This window comes from Asanoa sp. NPDC049475 (assembly GCF_040676915.1).
In the GTDB taxonomy this organism is placed as follows: domain Bacteria; phylum Actinomycetota; class Actinomycetes; order Mycobacteriales; family Micromonosporaceae; genus Asanoa.
This window is the reverse complement of sequence record NZ_JBFAPY010000015.1, coordinates 92,944-113,329: the sequence shown is the minus strand read 5'-3', so window position 1 is coordinate 113,329 and position 20,386 is coordinate 92,944. Positions and strand designations below refer to the sequence as shown.

General features: G+C 72.0%; 20 protein-coding genes. 16 read left to right on the top strand and 4 right to left on the bottom strand.

The annotated features are described in order from the left end of the window. Positions 1-51: 51 nt before the first annotated feature. Complete coding sequence (locus tag AB0J88_RS39030) at positions 52-432, bottom strand: hypothetical protein (protein WP_089249152.1); 381 nt, start codon at positions 430-432, stop codon at positions 52-54. A 332-nt stretch (positions 433-764) separates the two neighbouring features. Between AB0J88_RS39030 and AB0J88_RS39025 the strand changes: the two genes are divergently transcribed. Beyond that, a complete protein-coding gene (locus AB0J88_RS39025; RefSeq protein ID WP_364360550.1) occupies positions 765-1,118 on the top strand; it encodes a VOC family protein in 354 nt (117 codons plus the stop codon). Between the two features lie 9 nt (positions 1,119-1,127). Continuing rightward, positions 1,128-2,333 carry a deoxyguanosinetriphosphate triphosphohydrolase gene (locus tag AB0J88_RS39020; protein ID WP_364360552.1) on the top strand — a complete coding sequence of 402 codons (1,206 nt, stop codon included), beginning with the start codon at positions 1,128-1,130 and terminating at the stop codon, positions 2,331-2,333. Positions 2,334-2,345: 12 nt separating this feature from the next. Here AB0J88_RS39020 and AB0J88_RS39015 read toward each other — a convergent pair whose 3' ends face one another. Then, positions 2,346-2,489 carry a hypothetical protein gene (locus AB0J88_RS39015; RefSeq protein WP_364360554.1) on the bottom strand — a complete coding sequence of 48 codons (144 nt, stop codon included), beginning with the start codon at positions 2,487-2,489 and terminating at the stop codon, positions 2,346-2,348. Between the two features lie 128 nt (positions 2,490-2,617). Beyond that, positions 2,618-3,676 carry a methyltransferase domain-containing protein gene (locus AB0J88_RS39010; protein ID WP_364360556.1) on the bottom strand — a complete coding sequence of 353 codons (1,059 nt, stop codon included), beginning with the start codon at positions 3,674-3,676 and terminating at the stop codon, positions 2,618-2,620. A gap of 77 nt (positions 3,677-3,753) precedes the next feature. Between AB0J88_RS39010 and AB0J88_RS39005 the strand changes: the two genes are divergently transcribed. From AB0J88_RS39005 to AB0J88_RS38980, 6 genes are all read left to right on the top strand, one after another. Beyond that, a complete protein-coding gene (locus tag AB0J88_RS39005; RefSeq protein ID WP_364360558.1) occupies positions 3,754-5,010 on the top strand; it encodes an FAD-dependent oxidoreductase in 1,257 nt (418 codons plus the stop codon). An 81-nt stretch (positions 5,011-5,091) separates the two neighbouring features. After that, complete coding sequence (locus tag AB0J88_RS39000; RefSeq protein WP_364360560.1) at positions 5,092-5,616, top strand: (2Fe-2S)-binding protein; 525 nt, start codon at positions 5,092-5,094, stop codon at positions 5,614-5,616. Further along, positions 5,616-6,608 carry a xanthine dehydrogenase family protein subunit M gene (locus tag AB0J88_RS38995; RefSeq protein ID WP_364360562.1) on the top strand — a complete coding sequence of 331 codons (993 nt, stop codon included), beginning with the start codon at positions 5,616-5,618 and terminating at the stop codon, positions 6,606-6,608. Before AB0J88_RS39000 ends, AB0J88_RS38995 begins: the two co-directional genes overlap by 1 nt. Further along, the gene (locus AB0J88_RS38990) at positions 6,605-8,854 is read left to right on the top strand and encodes a xanthine dehydrogenase family protein molybdopterin-binding subunit (protein WP_364360564.1); all 2,250 of its coding nucleotides are present in this window, start codon (positions 6,605-6,607) and stop codon (positions 8,852-8,854) included. Before AB0J88_RS38995 ends, AB0J88_RS38990 begins: the two co-directional genes overlap by 4 nt. Continuing rightward, complete coding sequence (locus AB0J88_RS38985; protein WP_364360566.1) at positions 8,838-9,986, top strand: hypothetical protein; 1,149 nt, start codon at positions 8,838-8,840, stop codon at positions 9,984-9,986. The genes AB0J88_RS38990 and AB0J88_RS38985 overlap by 17 nt, the downstream gene beginning before the upstream one ends. Before the next feature lie 6 nt (positions 9,987-9,992). After that, complete coding sequence (locus tag AB0J88_RS38980; RefSeq protein WP_364360568.1) at positions 9,993-10,397, top strand: cytidine deaminase; 405 nt, start codon at positions 9,993-9,995, stop codon at positions 10,395-10,397. Here AB0J88_RS38980 and AB0J88_RS38975 read toward each other — a convergent pair. Continuing rightward, positions 10,390-10,740 (bottom strand): MmcQ/YjbR family DNA-binding protein, encoded by a 351-nt coding sequence (locus AB0J88_RS38975; protein WP_364360570.1) that lies wholly within the window; start codon positions 10,738-10,740, stop codon positions 10,390-10,392. The genes AB0J88_RS38980 and AB0J88_RS38975 overlap by 8 nt on opposite strands. A gap of 233 nt (positions 10,741-10,973) precedes the next feature. Between AB0J88_RS38975 and AB0J88_RS38970 the strand changes: the two genes are divergently transcribed. Genes AB0J88_RS38970 through AB0J88_RS38935 form a run of 8 tightly spaced genes read left to right on the top strand, consistent with a single transcriptional unit; the run spans position 10,974 to position 20,383 of the window. Beyond that, the gene (locus AB0J88_RS38970; protein WP_364360572.1) at positions 10,974-11,987 is read left to right on the top strand and encodes a LacI family DNA-binding transcriptional regulator; all 1,014 of its coding nucleotides are present in this window, start codon (positions 10,974-10,976) and stop codon (positions 11,985-11,987) included. Next, complete coding sequence (locus tag AB0J88_RS38965; protein ID WP_364360574.1) at positions 11,984-12,886, top strand: sugar ABC transporter permease; 903 nt, start codon at positions 11,984-11,986, stop codon at positions 12,884-12,886. Before AB0J88_RS38970 ends, AB0J88_RS38965 begins: the two co-directional genes overlap by 4 nt. 1 nt (position 12,887) lies before the next feature. After that, the gene (locus AB0J88_RS38960; protein ID WP_364360576.1) at positions 12,888-13,727 is read left to right on the top strand and encodes a carbohydrate ABC transporter permease; all 840 of its coding nucleotides are present in this window, start codon (positions 12,888-12,890) and stop codon (positions 13,725-13,727) included. Positions 13,728-13,757: 30 nt separating this feature from the next. Continuing rightward, the gene (locus tag AB0J88_RS38955; RefSeq protein ID WP_364360578.1) at positions 13,758-15,050 is read left to right on the top strand and encodes a sugar ABC transporter substrate-binding protein; all 1,293 of its coding nucleotides are present in this window, start codon (positions 13,758-13,760) and stop codon (positions 15,048-15,050) included. Between the two features lie 2 nt (positions 15,051-15,052). Next, complete coding sequence (locus AB0J88_RS38950; protein WP_364360580.1) at positions 15,053-16,198, top strand: ADP-ribosylglycohydrolase family protein; 1,146 nt, start codon at positions 15,053-15,055, stop codon at positions 16,196-16,198. Positions 16,199-16,209: 11 nt separating this feature from the next. Beyond that, complete coding sequence (locus AB0J88_RS38945) at positions 16,210-17,532, top strand: ADP-ribosylglycohydrolase family protein (protein ID WP_364360582.1); 1,323 nt, start codon at positions 16,210-16,212, stop codon at positions 17,530-17,532. After that, positions 17,529-18,440 carry a PfkB family carbohydrate kinase gene (locus AB0J88_RS38940; protein ID WP_364360584.1) on the top strand — a complete coding sequence of 304 codons (912 nt, stop codon included), beginning with the start codon at positions 17,529-17,531 and terminating at the stop codon, positions 18,438-18,440. The genes AB0J88_RS38945 and AB0J88_RS38940 overlap by 4 nt, the downstream gene beginning before the upstream one ends. Further along, entirely contained in the window at positions 18,437-20,383 is a 1,947-nt protein-coding gene (locus AB0J88_RS38935) for an SUMF1/EgtB/PvdO family nonheme iron enzyme (protein ID WP_364360586.1), read from the top strand. Before AB0J88_RS38940 ends, AB0J88_RS38935 begins: the two co-directional genes overlap by 4 nt. The last annotated feature ends 3 nt before the right edge of the window (positions 20,384-20,386 follow it).

The following is a 20,386-nucleotide window of genomic DNA, read 5'->3' as shown; positions in this document are numbered from 1 at the left end:
TCCCGGGCGACGGTGGCCGCGCGAGGGTGCTGCGTCACGGGTGCGGGTGCGTCAGGCCGCGACGAGGTCGTCGGCGAGGATGCGGATCCGGCGCTGAGCGACGGCCAGGTTGCCCTCGTGGCGGTCGAGCCACACGTAGAGCAGCAACCGGCTGTCGAAGTCGGTGCGGATCATGCGCAGGAGGTGGTAGCCGCCGTGCGTGGTGATGACCACGTCTTCGACCAGGTCGTTGGGGCGCGTCGACGCGAACGGGGCGCGATTGATCGCCGCGTGGATGACGTCGGACGAGCCGGCGGCGGACGCGTCGGGGTCGCCGGTGGGCGCGTTGCCCGCCCACGCGAGCGCGAAACCGGTCGTGTAATCGACCACGCTCGCCCCGATGGCGCCAGGGATGGTCATCGCCTGCCGTAGGCAGTCGTCTATGCCGGACACACGTGCTCCTCCACCCGGGCGGAGCCTGCGCGCGTCCGCTCCGGCCAGAGGGCGCGCGAGAATCCCGGGTAAACGGGTCGGGGCCGGCGGTGCCGGCCATGACGATGTGCTTCCGCGAAACTACTCCCGGGCGAAGATCGTCCGCAGCAGTCTCACCCTCGGCGATCGTCTAGCAACTCTCGACTGATCGGAGGTTGCAAAAGGGACGCAGATGGGCATGTGCCCCGCGCAGTGCTCAGGACGACCGAACGGGCGCACCGGCGATCGTGGGCGTAACCTGACGGACACCTTCTCGTTTCCGTCCGTCCGTGCGTCCGCATCGGAGGTAGCTCATGGGCAATCGCTGGGAGAACCTGGTTGTCGACGCGCGCGACCCGGCCCGGCTCGCCCGGTGGTGGGCCGAGGCGCTCAACTACCAGATCACCTACGAGAAGCCCGACGAGGTGGAGATCCGGCGGTTGCCCGACGAGCTGCCCGGCCTGGTGTTCGTGCCCGTGCCGGAGACCAAAGAGGTCAAGAACCGCCTGCACATCGACCTGCGCCCGGACGACCAGGAGGCCGAAGTCGAGCGCCTGGTCGACATGGGCGCCCGGCACGTCGACGTGGGACAGCAACCCAGCGCGCGCTGGATCGTGCTGGCCGATCCGGAGGGCAACGAGTTCTGCGTGCTCGCACCCAAGCAGTAGTTTGACCATGTGAGCGACGCGGAGCGATGGGCGCCCGAGCCGCCCAAGGACACCGGCGAGGGACGCGGCCCGTACGAGCGGGATCGCGCCCGGGTGTTGCACTCCGCCGCGTTCCGCCGGCTCGCGGCCAAGACCCAGGTGCACATGGCGGGCACGGACGACTTCCTGCGCACCCGGCTCACCCACTCGCTCGAGGTCGCCCAGATCGGTCGCGAGATGGGCGCGCGGCTCGGCTGCGACCCCGACGTGGTCGACGTGGCCGGGCTGGCGCACGACCTGGGTCATCCGCCGTTCGGCCACAACGGCGAGGCCGCGCTCGACGAGCTCGCGAGGGAGTGCGGCGGGTTCGAGGGCAACGCGCAGACGCTGCGGGTGCTGACCCGCCTGGAGGCCAAGGTGCTCGGCGCCGGCCTCAACCTGACGCGGGCGGCGCTGGACGCGACCTGCAAATATCCCTGGGCCAGGAAACCCGAGAAGCGCAAGTTCGGCGTGTACGCGGACGACCTGCCGGTCTTCGGGTGGCTGCGCGCCGCGGCGCCCGAGCCGGAGCGGCGCTGCCTGGAGGCCCAGGTGATGGACTGGGCCGACGACGTCGCCTACTCGGTGCACGACGTGGAGGACGGCATCCACGGCGGCTACGTGCGGGTGCGCCGGCTGATCGACGACGCGGACGAGCGGGCGGCGCTCTGCCGGGACGCCGCCGAGGCCTATTCGACGGAGCCGGCCGACGCTCTCGCCCCGGTGCTCGACGGGCTGCTCGCCGACCCGGCGCTGGTCGCGGTCGCCGACCACGACGGTAGCCACCGGGCGCAGGCCGCGCTCAAGGGCCTGACCAGCGTGCTGACCGGTCGGTTCGTCGCGGCCGCGGTCGAGTCCACGCGTGCCGCCTACGGCACCGGCCCGCTGCGCCGCTATGCCGCCGACCTGGTCGTGCCGGCCCGCGTCCGCGCGCAGTGCGCGTTGCTCAAGGGCATCGCGCTGCGTTACGTGATGCGCCGGCCGGGCGCACACGGCCGCTACGAGCAGCAGCGCGCGGTGTTGACGGAGCTCGTCGAGGTGCTGGCCGACCGTGCGCCGGGCGGGCTCGACCCGGCGTTCGCGGCGGCGTGGAAGGCGGCCCCCGACGACCCGGCCCGGCGGCGGGTGGTCGTCGACCAGGTGGCGTCGCTGACCGACCCGGCCGCGGTGGACTGGCACTACCGGCTGACCCGCTGACCATCGGCCGGGTCACCTGGTAGCCCGCGCGGAGCGGAAGCGGTCGGACCGGCGCCGGTGGATCCGGTTGAACAGCCGCTTGCGGTCGGCGTCGGCGATCAGGTCGCGCTGGTGGTCGTGGGCCAGGGTGAGCATCAGCTCGGGGTGCTGGTACATCGCGGACTCCCAATGTCGAGGTGATGACTCCATCCTGTTCGGACCGGCACACCACGACATCGGCAGCGATTCCCTAACTTCCGGGCAAGACCCTCCTTAGCGTCGCCCGACCGGCGGCCTAGGTATACCTAGTGCCGGAGCTGGTAGAAGCGGAAGAAGCCGAAATCCTCGATCGGGAGCACGTCGACGTCGGTGAAGCCGGCCTCCCGGGCGTACCCGCGCAGGGTGTCAGGACGCATCACCGTGCCGGTGGCCGCCGACTCCGGGTCGGTCATGCTGTCCGGCAGGCAGACCAGCGTGCTGAAGCCGTACATCAGCCGCTCGACGTCGTCGCCCGGCGCGTGGAACGCCTCGCCCACCGCCTCGTCCATCACCACGACAGGAGCGCCGGGCCGGACCGCACCGCGCATCGCCGCCAGCACCCGCGCCGGGTGGGGCAGGTCGTGCACGCACTCGAAAGCGAACGCCGCGTCGTAGTCGCCGGTGTCGGGCAGGCCGCCGCCGGCGTCGACCAGGTGGAAGGTGACCCGGTCGCGCAGCTTGGCCTCCTGCGCGTTCGCGGTCGCCATCGCCACCGACGGCGGGTCGACGTCAAAACCGTGGACCGTGGCCTGGGGGTACGCGCGGGCGAGCGCGATGGTCGACCACCCGGCTCCGCAGCCCACGTCGGCGATCCGCGCACCCGGCGCGCTCAGTACCTCGTCCAGCGCCGGGACGCCGGCCAGCGCGGCCGGCAGCGCGTGCTCGAACCAGGGCCGGTTGGCGTCGGCCTGCGCCTCGCGCATCTCGGTGCCGAACGTCGCCCACGCCACCCCGCCGCCGTCCCGGTAGGCACCGACCAGCGCCGGGAGCTGAACCGCGGCCGCGGCGAACGTGCGGGCCAGCGGGGCGAGGTAGTTGAGGCTCCGGGTGTCGGTGAGCACCTCGGCGGCTCCGGGCGGCAGTGCGAACCGGCCGTCGCCGGTGGTGGTCAGGATGCCGCACGAGGCCTGCTGCTCCAGCCACTCCCGTGCGTACCGCTGGACGCCCCCGGCCCGCTCCACCAGCGCCGCCGCGTCCGCCGGGCCGCCGTCGGCCAGCGCCCGGTACCAGCCGAGCCGGTCGCCGAGGTAGACCGACAGCAGCTCCGCCGTGCCGAGCGCGGAGCGGAACAGGCGGTCGGCGAACTCCTCCGTGGTCTGTGTCATCCGAAGGACGCTAGCCATCGCGGAGACACCGCACCGCGTAAAACGCGACAGAACGTGGTTTCTGGTTGACTGTCCGAATGAGCGAGCGGGTGTTCGTGATCGTCGGTGCGTCCCTGGCAGGCTCCCGGGCAGCCGAGACGCTGCGGGCCGAGGGCTTCGACGGGCGGATCGTGCTGATCGGCCTGGAGCACCAGCTGCCCTACGAACGACCGCCGCTGTCGAAGGGCTACCTGCTCGGCAAGGAAGAACGGGGCAAGGCCTTCGCGCACGACGAGAAGTGGTACGCGGACCAGCGGATCGAGCTGCGGACGGGCACCCGGGTCACCGCGGTGGACCCCGCCGCGCACCGGGTGACCCTCGACGACGGCGAGCAGGTCGCGTACGACAAGCTTCTGCTGGCCACCGGCTCGTCCCCCCGGACGCTCGACCTGCCCGGCGCCGAAGGCCCCCGGATCCACCACCTGCGCACGATCGAGGAGTCCGAGGCGCTCGGCGCGACGCTGCGCGAGGGCGGGCCGCTCGTGGTGATCGGCGCCGGTTGGATCGGGCTCGAGATCGCCGCCGCCGCCCGCCATTACGGCTGCGACGTCACCGTGGTCGAGACCGACCGCGGGCCGCTGCGCCAGGTGCTCGGCGACGAGGTCGGTGAGGTCTTCCGCGACCTGCACCGGGCGCACGGCGTCGACTTCCACTTCGAGACCCAGGTGCGCGAGCTCGGCGGCATCGGCGACCGGATCACCCACGCGGTGCTGGAGGACAACGTCGAGGTGCCCGCCTCCGCGGCCTTGATCGCCATCGGGATCACCCCGAACGTCGAGCTGGCCCGGGCCGCCGGGCTGCGGGTCGACGACGGCGTGGTGACCGACGCGGCCCTGTGCACCAGCGATCCCGACATCTACGCGTGCGGCGACGTCATGTCGGCCTACCACCCGTTGCTGCACCAGCACCTGCGTGTTGAGCACTGGGCCAACGCGCTGAACAGCGGCCCGGCCGCGGCGAGATCGATGCTCGGCCAGGACGTCTCGTACGACCGCGTTCCCTATTTCTTCACCGATCAGTACGACCTGGGCATGGAGCTGGCCGGCTGGTTCCCGCGCGGCGGCTACGACCGGGTGGTGTTCCGCGGCGACCCGTCCATCGTGGACGGCAAGGCGCCCGAGTTCATGGCGTTCTGGACCCGCCACGGGCATGTCCTCGCCGGGATGAACGTCAACGTATGGGACGTACAGGACGATATCCAGAAACTCGTGCGGGGCGGCTACACCGGCAAGGATGTCGACCTGGACCGGCTCGCCGACCCCAGCGTGCCCCTCCACACGCTTCTGGCCGGATAGCACGCCGGATTCCCCGATCACCCGCAGGTCGCGCGCGCGGTTGGCGATGCTGAAGCTCTGGCGAGAGCCGAGGAGCGAGCGATGGCAATCAACCAATCGAGCGCGCCCGCGGTCACGGGTGTGCGGGGGCCGGAGCGCGAACCGGTCACCCTGGACGTCAACGGTTCGACCTTCCCGATCGAGCTGGAACCACGCGTGAGCCTGCTCGACGCCCTGCGCGAGCATCTCGACCTCACCGGCACCAAGAAGGGCTGCGACCAGGGCACCTGCGGCGCGTGCACGGTCTGGGTGGACGGGCGCCGGGTGCTGTCCTGCCTGACCCTGGCGATGTCGTGCGAGGGGCACCAGGTCTCCACGATCGAGGGCATCGCGCAGGACGGCGAGCTGCACCCGATGCAGCAGGCGTTCGTCGACCACGACGCCTTCCAGTGCGGCTACTGCACGCCGGGGCAGATCATGTCGGCGATCGCGCTGCTGCGCGAGGGCAACGCCACCACGGACGAGGACATCGCCGAGCACATGAGCGGCAACATCTGCCGGTGCCAGGCGTACCCGAACATCCACGCGGCGATCCGCGAGGTGCGCGACGCCGACGACGAGGGCTGATGACGATGCGACCGATCACGTTCTTCCGGGCCGGCTCGATCGACGACGCGGTCGCCGCGGTCAGCGCGAACCCGGACAGCGCGTTCCTGGCCGGCGGCACCACCGAGATCGACCTGCTGCGGCTCGGCGTCGTCCAGCCCACGCTGCTCGTCGACGTCAACGAGCTTCCGCTGACCTATCTCGAGGACACGGACGGCGGCGGCGTACGCATCGGCGCGATGGCCCGCATGAGCGACGTGGCCCGCGCGCCGCGCATCGTCGAGCGCTATCCCGGCATGTCGCAGGCGCTGCTGCTGGGCGCCTCCGAACAGCTGCGCAACATGGCCTCGATGGGCGGCAACATGTGCCAGCGGACCCGCTGCTCCTACTTCCGGGACGGCCGCTCGCCGTGCAACAAGCGCGAGCCCGGCAGCGGCTGTTCGGCCCTGACCGGGGTCAACCGCGGCCACGCCATCCTGGGCACCTCCGAGCAGTGCATCGCGACCCATCCGTCGGACGTGGGGGTCGCGCTGGTGGCGCTCGACGCGGTGGTCCGCACGATCGGCCCGGACGGCACGCGGACCATCCCGATCGAGCAGTTCTTCCTGCGCCCGGAGGACACCCCCAGCGTCGAGCACCCGCTGGCGCACGGCGAGCTCATCGTCGCGATCGACGTGCCCGACCTGCCGGTCGCGCGTGTCTCGCGCTACGTCAAGCACCGCGACCGGGCCTCGTACGAGTTCGCGCTGGTCTCGGTCTTCTCCGCGATGCGGGTCGACGACGCGGGCAACGTGGCCGAACTGCGGCTGGCACTCGGCGGCGTCGGCACCGTGCCGTGGCGCGCGCACCGGGCCGAGGAGGCCTTGATCGGCCGACCGGCGACACCGGAGAACTTCGCGGCCGCCGCCGACGCGGAACTGGCCGACGCCCACACGCGGCCGATGAACGCGTTCAAGGTGACGTTCGCCAAGCGCGCGATCGTCCGCGAGTTGAGCGAGGTGACCACGTCATGAGCCCCGTCCTGGGCAAGCCGGTTAATCGCGTCGACGGGCCCGACAAGGTCACCGGGACCGGTCGCTACTGCGGTGAGATCGTGCTGCCCGGGCTGGCGTACGGGCTCATCGTCGGCGCCGACACGGCCAAAGGGCGGGTGGTGTCGATCGACGAGTCCGCCGCCCGTGCGGCCGGCGGCGTCTATGGGATCATGACCCACCAGAACACCCCCAAGGTGGCCAACGCGCCGAAGCTGATCCCCTCGCTGGCCGGCCAGCCGGCGCCGGGGGAGAGCTTCTTCCCGATGCAGGACGACGTCGTGCACTACTGGGGGCAACCCGTCGCACTCGTGGTCGCGGACTCGCTGGAGCGCGCGGCGCACGCCGCCGCACTGCTCGACATCACCTACGAGGAGAGCACGCCGGTCGCCACGATCGAGGACGGGCGGACGACGGCGTACGAGGCGCAGACGCTCTTCGGTGGCCTGATGCCCGCCCGCGACGAGCGTGGTGACGTCGACGCCGCCCTGGCCGCGGCGGAGGTGACGGTCGACGCGACCTACCACTTCGCCGCGAACCACCACAACCCGCTGGAGACCGGCGTGACCACGGCGCAGTGGGACGGCGACCGGCTCACGCTCTGGGACTCCACGATGGGCGTACGGGCCAGCCAGCTCACCGTCGCGTCGCTGCTCGGCATCCCGCTCTCCGACGTCCGGGTGATCACCCACTTCGTCGGCGGCGGGTTCGGCTCCAAGGCGATGGTGTGGCCGCACGTGACGCTGGCCGCGATGGCCGCCCGGCACGTCGGGCGACCGGTGCGGCTCGCGCTGACCCGGCCGCAGAGCTTCACCTCCAACGGGCACCGCGAGGAGCAGGAGCAGCGGATCACCCTCGGCGCCGGTCGCGACGGCCGCCTCACCGCCATCCGGCACCTGAAGGTGTCGGTCACCTCGCCGTTCGACGACTGGGCCGAGCCGGCGACCGGCGGCTCGACACAGATCTACGGCTGCGACAACTATCTGGGCTCGCACAACCTGATCCGGGGCAACACGATGACGCCGACGTTCACCCGGGCGCCGGGCGAGTCGCTGGGGTCGTTCTCGTTGGAGACCGCGCTGGACCGGCTCGCGTACGAGCTCGGGATGGACCCGGTCGAACTGCGGATCATGAACCACCCGCCGGTCGACAACCACGGCAACCCGTGGTCCAGCGACGGCATGGCCGAGTGTCTGCGCCGCGGCGCCGAGCTGGTCGGCTGGGCCGACCGGGACCCGACGCCGGGCGTACGCCAGGACGGCAACGACCTGATCGGCAGCGGTGTGGCCGGCGCCGGCTATCCGGTCGCGTTCTTCATGCCGGTGCAGCACGCCCGCGCCCGGATCTTCCACGACGGCAGCGTCGTCATCCAGACCAGCGCGCAGGAGTTCGGCATCGGCGTGACCACGTCGATGTCCCAGGTCGGCGCCGACGGGCTCGGCGTCGACATGGACGTGCTGCGGTTCGAGGCGGGCGACACCGACCTGCCCAACACCACCTCGGCGGTGGGCTCGATGGGTGCGACGATGGCGTCGTCCGCGGTGCACAACGCCGCCACGACGTTGCGCAACGACCTGATCGCGCACGCGGTCAACGACGACAAGTCGCCGTTGCACGGGCTGTCGGCGAGCTCGGTGCGGGTCGCGGACGGGCGCATGACGTCCACTCTGGACCCGTCGATCAGTGAGTCCTATGCGGACCTGCTGCAGCGCAACCGGCTTCTCGACATGGAGGCGCTGGGCAGCTGGACCCCGCCGCCGTTCACGACGCCGCACGGCCTGCTCACCTTCGGCGCGCAGTTCGCCGAGGTGGCCGTCGACAAGGACCTCGGCCTGGTGCGGGTGCGGCGGATGGCCGGCGTGTTCGCGCCGGGGCGGGTGCTCAACCCCAAGCTCGCCCGCAGCCAGCTGCTCGGGGGCATGCTGTGGGGGCTCGGCCAGGCGTTGTTGGAGGGCAACCAGATCGACCGCCAGTCGGGGCGGTGGGCGTTGAACAACCTGGGTGAGTACCTCGTGCCCGTGCACGCCGACATCCCGGACATCCAGGTCGAGTTCGTGGAGGTCGAGGACGACGTGGTGGGACCGCTCGGCGTCAAGGGCGTCGGCGAGGTCGGCCAGGTCGGCGCGGCCGCGGCGATCGCCAACGCGGTCTTCCACGCCACCGGGCGCCGGATGAACGAGCTGCCGATGACGGCCGAGGTTGTGATGAACGGTGGCGGCGCCGGATGAGGTGAGTGCGACCGCCGCGTTGCCGGAGCGGCCGGTCATCAGCACTCCGACCGCGGAGCTGAGACCGGCCACCCGGGCCGCCATCGCGCGGAGCGTCGCCCGCCAGCCGTGGCTCGGCCTGGCCGGGTTGCTGTTCGTGGTGCCGATCGCGGTGGCGCTGGCGTTCGCGCTCGACGGCCCGGCCCGGTCCGTGGTGGTGATCGGCCCGCTGGTCACGTTCTCGCTGGTCCCGGTCGCGGTCGTGGCGTTCTGGTGGAACGACTGGCCGGGGACCGCGCTCGCACCCCGCTGGCTGTCGGGGTGGCTCAACACCCTGTTCATCATCGCGCTGGGCGTAGGGCTGACCTTTCTCGGCCAGCTGATAGCCGGCGGCGTCGACCCGCGCGGTGTGTTCGACCCGAACCCGGGACCGGGCCACCTGCCGACCTTCCCGGCGGTGCTGCCGCTCGCCGGCACCGCGTTCACCGCGATGCTGCAGTTCACCCTGGTCAACGAGGGCTGGCCGCTGCGCAGGCTGCCGCGGGTGCCGGCCGGGCTGCTCGCCGCCGCCGTCGCCTGGGGTGCCGCGCTGCTGGTCTACTACTTCGTCGTCGACGTGCACCCGCCGGCGTCCACGGGCCTGCACACGCAGACCGGCCCGATGTCCGGCGCCGCGCTGGGCGCCCTGACGGTGACGATCGGCGCCTGGCAGACGTGGCTCTACGTGACGTGGCGGGGTTGGCCGTTCAACCTGATCAAGCGCCGCTGGCTGCGGCTGCTGGTGGCCAACGGGACGGTGATCCTGGGTGGTTGGGCCACGTACACCCTCGTTCATCTCGCCGTGAGTCCAGGCAAGATCATGGCTGGCGCGGCGGCCTTCATCGCCGCGGGCCTGGTGGTGTCGATGCTGTTCGAGAACGCGGTGCGCCCACACATCAGCGCGGTGATGGACAAATGGCTGTCGGTGCTGACGGTCTCGGCGCTGGCGACGGTGCTCTACGTGGTGCTGACCGCGTACGCCCGGACGGTCGACTTCGGCCGGCTCGAACCGAGCGAGTTCGTGGTGCACGCGAGCCTCAACGCCCTCGCCTTCTCGGTGATCACTCACGTCGCGGTCGGCCGCCGATGGCCGTTCGCCCGAGACCTACCCTGAGGACCCATGGACTTCGAGGAGCTGATCGCGGCGGCGCTGGCGGTGGTCGCACCGCGGCGGTTGCAGGGGCGGCTCGTGGGCGACGTAGGTGCCGCGCTGGTCACCGCCGACGGCCACCGCCACGTCGGCGTCAGCATCGACACGGCGTGCGGCACCGGCTTCTGCGCCGAGGCCGGCGCGATCGCCGCGATGGTCACGGCGGGGGAGGAGCGGATCGCCCGCATCGTGGCGGTCTGGCGAGACGAACGCGACGACCGGATCTACGTGCTCCCGCCGTGCGGCCGCTGCCGCGAGTTCATCCGGCAACTCCACCCGGACAATTTGGACACCGAGGTGGTGCTGGGCGCGACGCGCTGGTCACCGCTGCGCGAACTGCTGCCGGACCACGAGTGGCCCGAGCCGGTCACGTAATCGGGCGCTCGCGCTTAGGCAGCTTGGCCACGACGGCGTCGTACGAGGCGTCGATCGCCTCCAGGATCTCGTCGTCGGGGATGCCGGTGCCGACCTGGAGCGTGTTCCACCCCGACCGTCCGATGTAGGCCATCACCCGGGCGGCGTCGGGATAGCGGGCCAGCCACTCGTCGGCCATCTCCCGGTTGGCGCCGCACTTCAGGCCGACGGTGGGCGGCGGCCCGGCACCGAGAAACGCGAAGATCTTGCTGCCCACCTTGGCGACCTGGTCGCCCTCCCACGGCTCGTCGGGCCACGCACCCGGCTTGGCCAGGCAGTAGGCCACCAAATCATCCCGGGTCATGCGGTCACCATAACGGTTGCGAAGCTCGATGCCCGCTCGACGGAGCGTGTCCACGCCGGCACCGATCGCGGCGGGTGCGCTCCCATAGGAAACGTATTCGTAACGAGGGGTTGACCGCCTCGCTGATCACGGCGCAAACTCCCGGAAACGTTTACAGCTACCGGGTGGAGGTGCAGGACGTGGGTCGTAAACGTTTACAGGAGTCCTCGGACGGACGGCCGACGGTGCACACCGTGGCTGCTCGGGCCGGCGTCTCCATCGCGTCCGCGTCTCGGGTGTTGAACGGCGTCGGTGGCAGTCCGGAGACCGTACGCAAGGTGCGCGAAGCGGCCGCCGAGGTCGGCTACGTGCCCAACGCCATCGCCCGCTCGCTGCAGTCCCAGCGCACCGAGCTCGTCGCGCTGGCGGTCGAGGACATCGGCAACCCGGTCTACGTCGAGATGATGCGGGCCATCGAGGCCGTGGTCGCCGGCTCGGGCCGCCAGCTGCTCGTGCACGCGACCGGCGGCCGGATCGACAACGAGACCGCCCTGCTGCGCCGGCTCGCCAACCGCTACGTGGACGGGATGATCATCTCGCCGATCCGCGTCACCGCCGACCATCTGACCGCGTTCCAGGACAGTCCGGTGCCGGTGGTCGTCGTTGGTCAGCTCGCCGAGGACGCGCCCGTCGACAACGTGCGCACCGACTCGCGGCGCGGCATCGCGCTGGCCGTCGACCATCTCGTCGCGACCGGACGGCGGCGGATCGGTTTTGTCAACGGTCCGCTCGACACTGTTCCCGGTGCGGCCCGTGACGCCGGTTTCCGCACCGCGCTGGCCGCCCACGGCATCGCGCTGGACGAGAGCCTCGTCGAGGTGGGCGACTTCCAGTACGCCGCGGGCCGGGACGCCACCGAACGGCTGCTCGCCCGCGCCGAACCGGACGCCCTGGTGTGCGCCAACGACCTCATCGCCGCGGGCGCGCTGCACGCCCTGCTGGCCCGGGGCCGCCAGGTGCCGACCGACGTCGCGCTGGTCGGCATGGACGACACCGAGCTCGCCCGGATGATGTTTCCCCAGCTCTCCAGCGTCTCCCTCGGATCGGCCGAGCGTGGTCGCCGCGCCGCCGAGCTGCTCCTGGAGCGCATCGCCGACCCCACTCTGCCGCCGCGCCGCGCGTCGGTCGAACCCAGCCTCGCCGTGCGGGCGTCCAGCGCCCAAGCGAACGTCCCGGCCCAACCGTCCCGGGAAGGGGTGAGCTCATGACGACGCACGATGTCCCGAAGGCCCGGTCCCGGTCCGACAAGACCACCATCTACCTGCTGCTGCTTCCCTCGCTGCTGCCGGTCCTCGTGCTCTCGGTGTTCCCGCTGCTGCGCGGCATCTACCTCGGCTTCACCGACGCCCGCGCCGGGCGCAACGTCGACATCAGCTTCACCGGGTTCGAGAACTACAAGCAGCTGCTCGGCGACGAGATGTTCTGGAACTCGTTCAAGATCGGCCTGATCTGGGCGTTCGGCGTCACCGTGCTCCAGTTCGTGCTCGCCCTCGGGCTCGCGCTGCTGCTCAACCAGCAACTGCGGTTCCGAGGCGTGGCCCGGGTGCTGTCGGTCGTGCCGTGGGCGATGCCGCCGGTCGTGGTCGGCATCCTCTGGAAGCTCGTCTACCACCCGGACGCCGGCCTGCTCAACGAGTTCTTCCACCGGATCGGCGCCGACGGGCTGCGTACCAACTGGCTCGGCGACTTCAGCACCGCCCTGCCCGCCGTGATCATCGTGGGTGTCTGGGCCGGCATGCCGCAGACGACCGTGGTGCTGCTGGCCGGGCTCCAAGGGGTCGCGAGGGAGCTGCACGAGGCCGCGGCGGTCGACGGAGGGAGCGCGTGGCACCGGTTCCGGCACGTCACGCTGCCCGCGCTCACGCCGGTCATCGTGGCGATCACGTCGCTGGACTTCATCTGGAACTTCAACTCGTTCGGCCTGGTCTACGTGCTGACCGCCGGCGGTCCGGGCGGCAAGACGATGCTGCCGATGCTCTTCGCGTACGAGGAGGCGTTCCGCTACGGCAACTACGGATACGCCGCCGCCCTCGGCAACGTGATGGTCGTGATCATCGTCGCCCTGCTCGCCATCTATCTCCGTCGCCGGCTGCGGGAGGCGAACTGACATGCTGGGCAAACCGAGCCGCACCGGTCGGGCGTTGCAGTACCTGGCCCTCGCCGCATATCTGATCTTCCTCGGGTTCCCGCTGGTCTGGCTGCTCTCGACGGCCTTCAAGCCGCCGCGCGAGCTGGTGCAGCTGCACCCCGCGCTGATCCCGAGCAACCCCACGGTCCAGAACTTCGTGCAGGCCTTCACCGAGCAGGAGCTCGGCCGGGCGGCCTGGAACAGCCTCCAGGTCTCGCTGGCCTCGGCGGTGCTGACGGTGCTGGTCGCCATGCCCGCGTCGTACGCGCTGGCCCGCTTCAAGTCCAAGCTCGGCACGGTGGCACTGGGGTGGGTGCTGCTGTCCCAGCTCTTCCCGTTCGTCCTGCTGATCATCCCGATCTTCCTGGTGCTGCGGCAGGCCGGCCTGGCCAACTCGCACGCCGGGCTGATCCTGATCTACGTCGTCTGGGCGCTCCCGTTCGCGCTCTGGATGCTCCAGGGCTTCGTCCGCAACATCCCGCGCGAGCTCGAGGAGGCGGCGTCGGTCGACGGCGCGTCCCGGCTCCAGACCCTGCGCCGCGTGGTCTTCCCCCTGCTCGCACCGGGCCTGGTCGCGACCGCGCTGTTCTCGTTCATCTCGGCCTGGAACGAGTTCTTCTTCGCCCTGGTGCTGATCAAGACACCCGAGCTGCAGACGCTCCCCGTCGCGCTGGCCCGGTTCGTCGGCATCGAGGGCACCGCCCGGCTCGGCCCGCTGGCCGCCGGTTCCCTGCTGGCGACCCTGCCCAGCCTCGTCTTCTTCGCGTTCATGCAACGCCGGCTCTCGTCCGGGTCACTAGCCGGCGCGGTCAAGGGCTGAACTACCCACCCCCAAAGGAGGCAAGACCCCATGCTCCCCATCAGATTCCGTCGACTGGCCGCCGCGGCGGCGGTCGCGGTCGTCGGTGTCGGCGCGCTCGCCGCGTGCGGCAACGGTGGCGACGACGAGGCCACGTCCGGCCCCGTCAAGCTGCGCTTCCTCAGCCTCGCCTGGCAGAAGGAGTCGCTGCAGGCCAACAAGGACCTGGTCGCCAAGTGGAACTCCGAGCACCCCGACATCCAGGTCGAGTACGTCCAGGGTGACTGGAACTCGGTGCACGACCAGCTGCTCACCTCGTTCGAGGGCGGCGACGCCCCGGACATCGTGCACTACGAGGCCTCGTCGATCGGCGAGTTCAGCAAGCAGGGCTACCTGGCCGACCTCAAGGACCTGATCCCGGCCGACCTGAAGGGCCAGATCGACCAGGGCGTCTGGGACACCACGACGTTCGACGGCCAGGTCGCCGGCGTGCCGTTCCTGCTGGAGTCGCAGGTCGTCATCGCCAACAAGAAGCTGCTCGACGCCGCCGGTGTCACGGTGCCGCCGGCCGACGGCGGTTGGACCTGGGACGAGTTCCAGAGCAACGCCCAGAAGCTGACCAAGTCCGGCCAGTACGGCGTGGCGTGGGCGCTGAAGTCGCCGACCAACCGGGTGCTGAACCTGGCGCTCAACTACGACGGCAAGTTCTTCTACACCGACGGCGGCAAGACCGAGGTCAAGATCGGTGACGCCGAGAAGGAGATCCCGAAGCGGATCCACGACATGCTCTACACCTCGAAGACGGCTTCGCCGGAGGCGCTGGGCATGAGCGGCGCCGACACGCTGCCGGGCTTCTTCGGCGGCAAGTACGCGATGCTGCCCGGCTCGGTCTCGCTGCGCCAGCAGATGGTCGAGCAGGCTCCGAAGGACTTCGAGTGGGTCACGCTGCCGCCGATCAAGGGCCTGTCCGCCAACCAGGCGGCCAACCCGCAGACGCTGTCGATCTCCGCTGACTCGAAGCACAAGGAGCAGGCGGCGCAGTTCCTGTCCTACTTCCTCAACCCCACCAACATGGCCGCGCTGGCCAAGGGCGACTGGCTGGTGCCGACCGGCAAGCAGGCCAACGAGGAGCTCGTCAAGCTCACCGAGGGCAAGCAAGGCTGGGACGTCGCCGCGGACAGCGCCGCCGACCTGACCGTCGCCCCGTTCCAGCAGGCCGACGGCTACCCGGAGTGGAAGACCAAGTACGCCACCCCGGCCCTCCAGCAGTACTTCGCCAACAAGATCACCCTGGACCAGCTCGCGAGTCAGCTGGTCGACGGTGGCAAGCAGGTTCTGAGGTAACAATGTCACTCTTGCTCGACACATCGGTCGGTTGCCTGGTCGGCGCCGCGGTCGGAGACGCCCTGGGTGGCGCCACCGAGACCGCGCTGCCGGACGAGATCCGAGCCCGCTTCGGCGACTGGGTCGAGGGCATCGTGCCCCCGTACCACGCCGACTGGGCCACCGCGCGGCCATTGGCGCCGTACCACAAGGGCGACGGGCACATCACCGACGACACATTGATGACCCATGCCCTGGTACGCGCGTACGCGGCCAAACGGGACCACCTCGACGCGTACGACGTGGCGGATCTGCTGGTGCCCGATCTGATCGAGCGGGTGGTGCACATTCCCGACCTGGAGCGGGACGGGGTGACCTTCCATCGGCTCGCGGCCGCCGAGCGGTGGTTGGTCACCCGCCTGCACCACGCACACGCGGACCCGCGTGAGGCCGGGGTCGGCAACATCGTCAACTGTGGTGCGGCCATGTACATGGCTCCGGTCGGCATCGTCAACGCGGGCGACCCGGCCGGGGCGTACGCCGAGGCGGTCGAGCTCACCGGGGCGCACCAGCACAGCTACGGCCGGGAGGCCGCGGCGGTGTTCGCCGCCGCGGTCGCCGCGGCGGCGGCGCCCGGCGCGGGCGTCGAGGACGTGGTGGCGGCGGCGCTCGACCTGGCGCGCGACGGCACGAGGGGGGCCATCGGCGCCGTGGTCAAGGAGGCCCGCGGGCACCACGACTGGCGCACGGCGATCCCCGCGCTGCGCGCCGCCGTGGCGCCGTTCGACACGGTCGGCGAGGACTACCGCCGGCCGGGTCTGGGCGCCCGTCGGCCGAGCAGGCTGCACGCCATCGAGGAGCTTCCCGTCGCGATCGGCATGCTCGTGGTGGCCGGCGGCGAGTTCCGCCCGGCGGTGCTGGGCTCGGTCAACTACGGCCGGGACGCCGACTCGACCGCCACCATGGCCGGCGCGATCGCCGGTGCGCTCGGTGGCGCCGAGGCGGTGCCGGCCGAGTGGTCCGAGGTGGTCGCGACCGCCTCGAAGACCGACCTGGTGGAGCCGGCCCGCGTGCTCGCGACCGTGGCCACCGAGGTCTTCGACCGTGACCGCGCCCGGTTCGCCCGGCGGGCGGAGCGCTTCGCCGAGCTCGCCGGCGGCACCCGGTGAGGATCACCTGGGTGCAGCCCGAGGATCTGCTGCCGCACGAGCTCGCGGCCAGCCGGGACGAGGGCCGCGACGTGACCGCGCTCGAACAGCGGTGGGCGGCGGCCGGCGGAGATCTCACCCCGCCGGTCAGCGGTGCGTCGGCCGAGCCGGCGTCGCCGGCCCTGCGGGCGCTCGCGGTGGAGCTGATCGAGGAGGCCGACGCCCTGCCGCCGGTGGCCGCCGCCGACGAACCGGACGACCTGGCCGACCTGCGGGCGACCTGGCCGACGACCTGGGAGCTACCGACGGCCGCGTCGGTCGACCGGGTGCACGGTGCCTGGCTCGGCCGCGCGGTCGGCTGCCTGCTCGGCAAGCCGGTGGAGAAGATCTCCCGCGACGGGATCCGGGAGATCCTCACCGCCACCGGCGGGTGGCCCCTGCGCGGGTACTTCACCGCGCGGGGGCTGCCGGCCGAGGTCGCGCAGCGGTATCCGTGGAACAGACGCAGCGCGCCGACCAGCCTCGCCGAGAACATCGACGGCATGCCCGAGGACGACGACCTCAACTTCGCGCTGCTCGCCCTGCGTGTGCTGGAGACCCACGGACGTGGCTTCACCAGCGCCGACGTGGCGCAGGCGTGGCTGGACTGGCTGCCCGGCGGGCGGGTCTTCACCGCCGAGCGGGTGGCCTACCGGAACCTGCTGCTGGGCTACCCGCCGCCGCTCAGCGCGCGGCGGCACAACCCGTTCCGGGAGTGGATCGGCGCGCAGATCCGCACCGACGTCTACGGCTGGGTCAACCCGGGCCGGCCCGACCGGGCGGCCGAGCTGGCCCGGCGGGACGCCGTGGTCAGCCACGTCCGCGGCGGGGTGCACGGGGCACTGTGGGCCGCCGCCCTGGGTGCCGCCGCGGTGGTCGCCCGCGGCGTCGACGAGGTGCTGGACGCCGCCGAGGCGGTCCTGCCGCCGCGCAGCCGGTTCGCGGCCACGGTCCGCGAGGCGCGGGCGCTCGGCGCCGGCTCCGACGACTGGGAGGCCGTGGTCGACGCGCTCCACGCCCGGCACGGCCACCTGCACTGGGTGCACGTGCGCAACAACGCGGCCCTGGTGGCCGCCGCCCTCGCCTACGGCCACGGCGATCTCGAACGGTCGATCTGCGCCGTGGTCAGCGGCGGCTGGGACACCGACTCGACCGGTGCCACCGTCGGCGCGGTCACCGGCGCACTGACCGGAGCCGCCGCGCTGCCCGAACGCTGGGTCGGCCCCCTGCACAACCGGCTGGCCAGCAGCATCGCCGGCTTCGACGGCATCGGCTTCGACGCGCTCGCCGCCCGCACCCTGGCGGTGGCGGCATGAGCGCGCGCGTCGTGGTGGTCGGCAGCGCCAACCTGGACCTGGTCGTGACGACGCCGCAGCTGCCCCGGCCGGGGGAGACCATGCTCGGCGAGGACTTCCGCACCGTGCCTGGCGGCAAGGGCGCCAACCAGGCCGTCGCGGCGGCCCGGGCCGGCGCCGCGTGCGAGTTCGTGGGCGCGGTCGGCTCCGACGACTTCGGCGTGCGGCTGCGTGACAGCCTGGTCGCGGCCGAGGTCGGCGTCCGTGGCCTGCGCACGGTTCCCGGCCCGTCCGGGGTGGCGCTGATCGCGGTCGACCGGGCCGCCGAGAACTTCATCGTGGTCGCCCCCGGTGCCAACGGCGCGCTCACCGACCTGACCGACGACGACCGGGCGGACATCGCCGCCGCCGACGTGCTGCTGCTCCAGCTCGAGGTGCCGCTGCCCACCGTGGTGGCCGCCGCCGGCGCCGCCCGGGCCGCCGGCACGACCGTGGTGCTCAACGCCGCTCCGGCCGCGTCGCTGCCGCCGGAGCTGCTGGACCTGGTAGACCTGCTGGTGGTCAACGAACACGAGGCGGCGGTCGTCGCCCGGTCGGCCGAGCCGGTCGACGCCCTCCTGGAGCTGGTGCCCCGGGTCGTCATGACGCTGGGTGCCCGCGGTGCGCTCTTCGCCGACCGGACGGGTGTGCGGCTGGAGGTGCCCGCGCCACGCGTCGAGGCCGTCGACACCACCGCGGCCGGCGACGCGTTCACCGGTGCCCTCGCGGTCGGCTGGGCCGAGCGCGGCGAGGCGGCGGTCGCGCACACCTTGCGCTGGGCCTGCGCCGCCGGTGCCGCCTGCGCCCAGCGCGCGGGTGCCTCCTCCGCCCTGCCCGACCGGGCCACCATCGACGCCCTGCACGACGCGACCTACCGAGGAACTCCGTGAGCTTCAACCCGTACGTCCCGCGGCCCATCGACCTGCCGACCGAGGTGCCGCTGGCCGGCCACGCGGACCTCACCGAGCTCGACGAGGCGAAGATCTTCGCCGCGCCGTCCGACCCCGCCGACTGGCCCGCCTGGCGCGCGCAGCTCACCCGCTGGCGCGCCGGCGCCCGCGCGCGGCTCGGCTACACCGGCAGCCACTACGACGAGATCCCCGGCGACTGCTTCACGGTCTGCCTGGCCTGGCTGTGGGACGAGACGCTCTACGACCACGAGCGCGGGGTCTTCACCGTCGACGCGTTCCTCGACAGCGCCGCCACGGACTTCGGCGGCTTCGACGGGGTGGTGCTCTGGCACGCGTACCCGGTGATCGGTCTGGACGACCGCAACCAGTTCGACTGGTACCGGGACGTGCCCGAGCTGCCGTCGGTCGTGCGGGCCTTCCAGGACCGCGGCGTGCGGGTGTTCGTCGACTACAACCCGTGGGACACCGGGACCCGCCGCGAGCCGGGCACCGACGCGGCCGAGGTCGCCGCCCTGGTCGAGACACTCGGCGTCGACGGCGTCTTCCTGGACACCCTGAAGGAGGGTGCCGGCGAGCTGCGCGCGACGCTCGACAAGATCCGCCCCGGCCTGGTGCTGGAAGGGGAGAGCCGCGTGCCGCTGGCCCGGATCGAGGACCACGCGATGTCCTGGGCGCAGTGGTTCGCCGACTCCGAGGTGCCGGGCGTGCTGCGGGCCAAGTGGTTCGAGCGGCGGCACGTGCTGCACCACACCCGCCGCTGGCACCGCGACCACCTCGACGAACTGCACTCCGCCTGGCTCAACGGCGTCGGCGTGCTGGTCTGGGAGGGCGTCTTCGGCGTCTGGGTCGGCTGGAACGAGCGCGACCGCGCGGTGCTGCGCGCGATGCGCCGCGTGCAGACCAGCCACCCGGCCTGGTTGCGGTCCGAGGACTGGGTGCCGCTGGCGAACCACCCCGGGACCGGCCAGGTGTACGCGTCCCGCTGGACCCACGACGACATTCCGCTGTGGACGGTGGTGAACCGGGGCGGGGACCACGACGGCCCGTGGCTGGTCGTCGACGGCCCTTCCGGGCGGTTCGTCGACCTGGTCACCGGCGCCGAGTTGAGTGTCGCGCCGGCCGGTGACGGTCGTTTCGTGGTCGGCGGCCCACTGCCGGCCGGCGCGATCGCCGCGGTGCGGCGCACCGATGCTCCGGTGGAGGCGCACGAGGCGCCGGCCGGAGACCCGTCGTTCCCGGCTCGCGTCGCAGTGCGCACGCGCACGCCGTGGGCTCCGCACGCGCGGGTGCCTTCCGGGCTGGTCGCGGTCGACGCCGGTCGACGGGATCTCGTGGTGCGGCATCGGGTGCGGGAGACCGGGCTCTACGGCGAGGCGCCCTACGTCGACGAGTGGAAGCCGCTGCCGCCCCGCCTGCACCACACCGCCACGGTGCGGCGCAGTGTCCACCTTGGCCGGTTCGCGATCGCCACGCACGAGGTGACCCACGCCGAGTACGCCGAGTTCTGGCGGGCCACCGGCTACACGCCCCTCCGTCCCGAGCGCTTCACCGCCGGGCAGGGTCCGGCCGACGCGCCGGTCACCAACGTCGACCTCGCGGACGCGCGCGCGTACGCCGCCTGGGCCGGCCTCCGGCTTCCCACCGAGGACGAGTGGCAGGTGGCCGCCGAGGCCGGCCTGCTCGCCCGCCGCGAGCCGCTGGTGTGGAACCTGACCGAGAGCGAGCACTCGGACGGCCGCACCCGTTTCGTGATCCTCAAGGGCGGCGCCGCGTACGAGGCGCAGGGCTCCGACTGGTACTTCGACGGCGGACCCCAGCCGGCCGACGTCTCGGTGAAGCTCCTGCTCACCGGCGCCGGGATGACCCGCTCCGACCAGATCGGCTTCCGTTGCGCGGCCGACCTTCCGACCACCGAGGAGTGACCC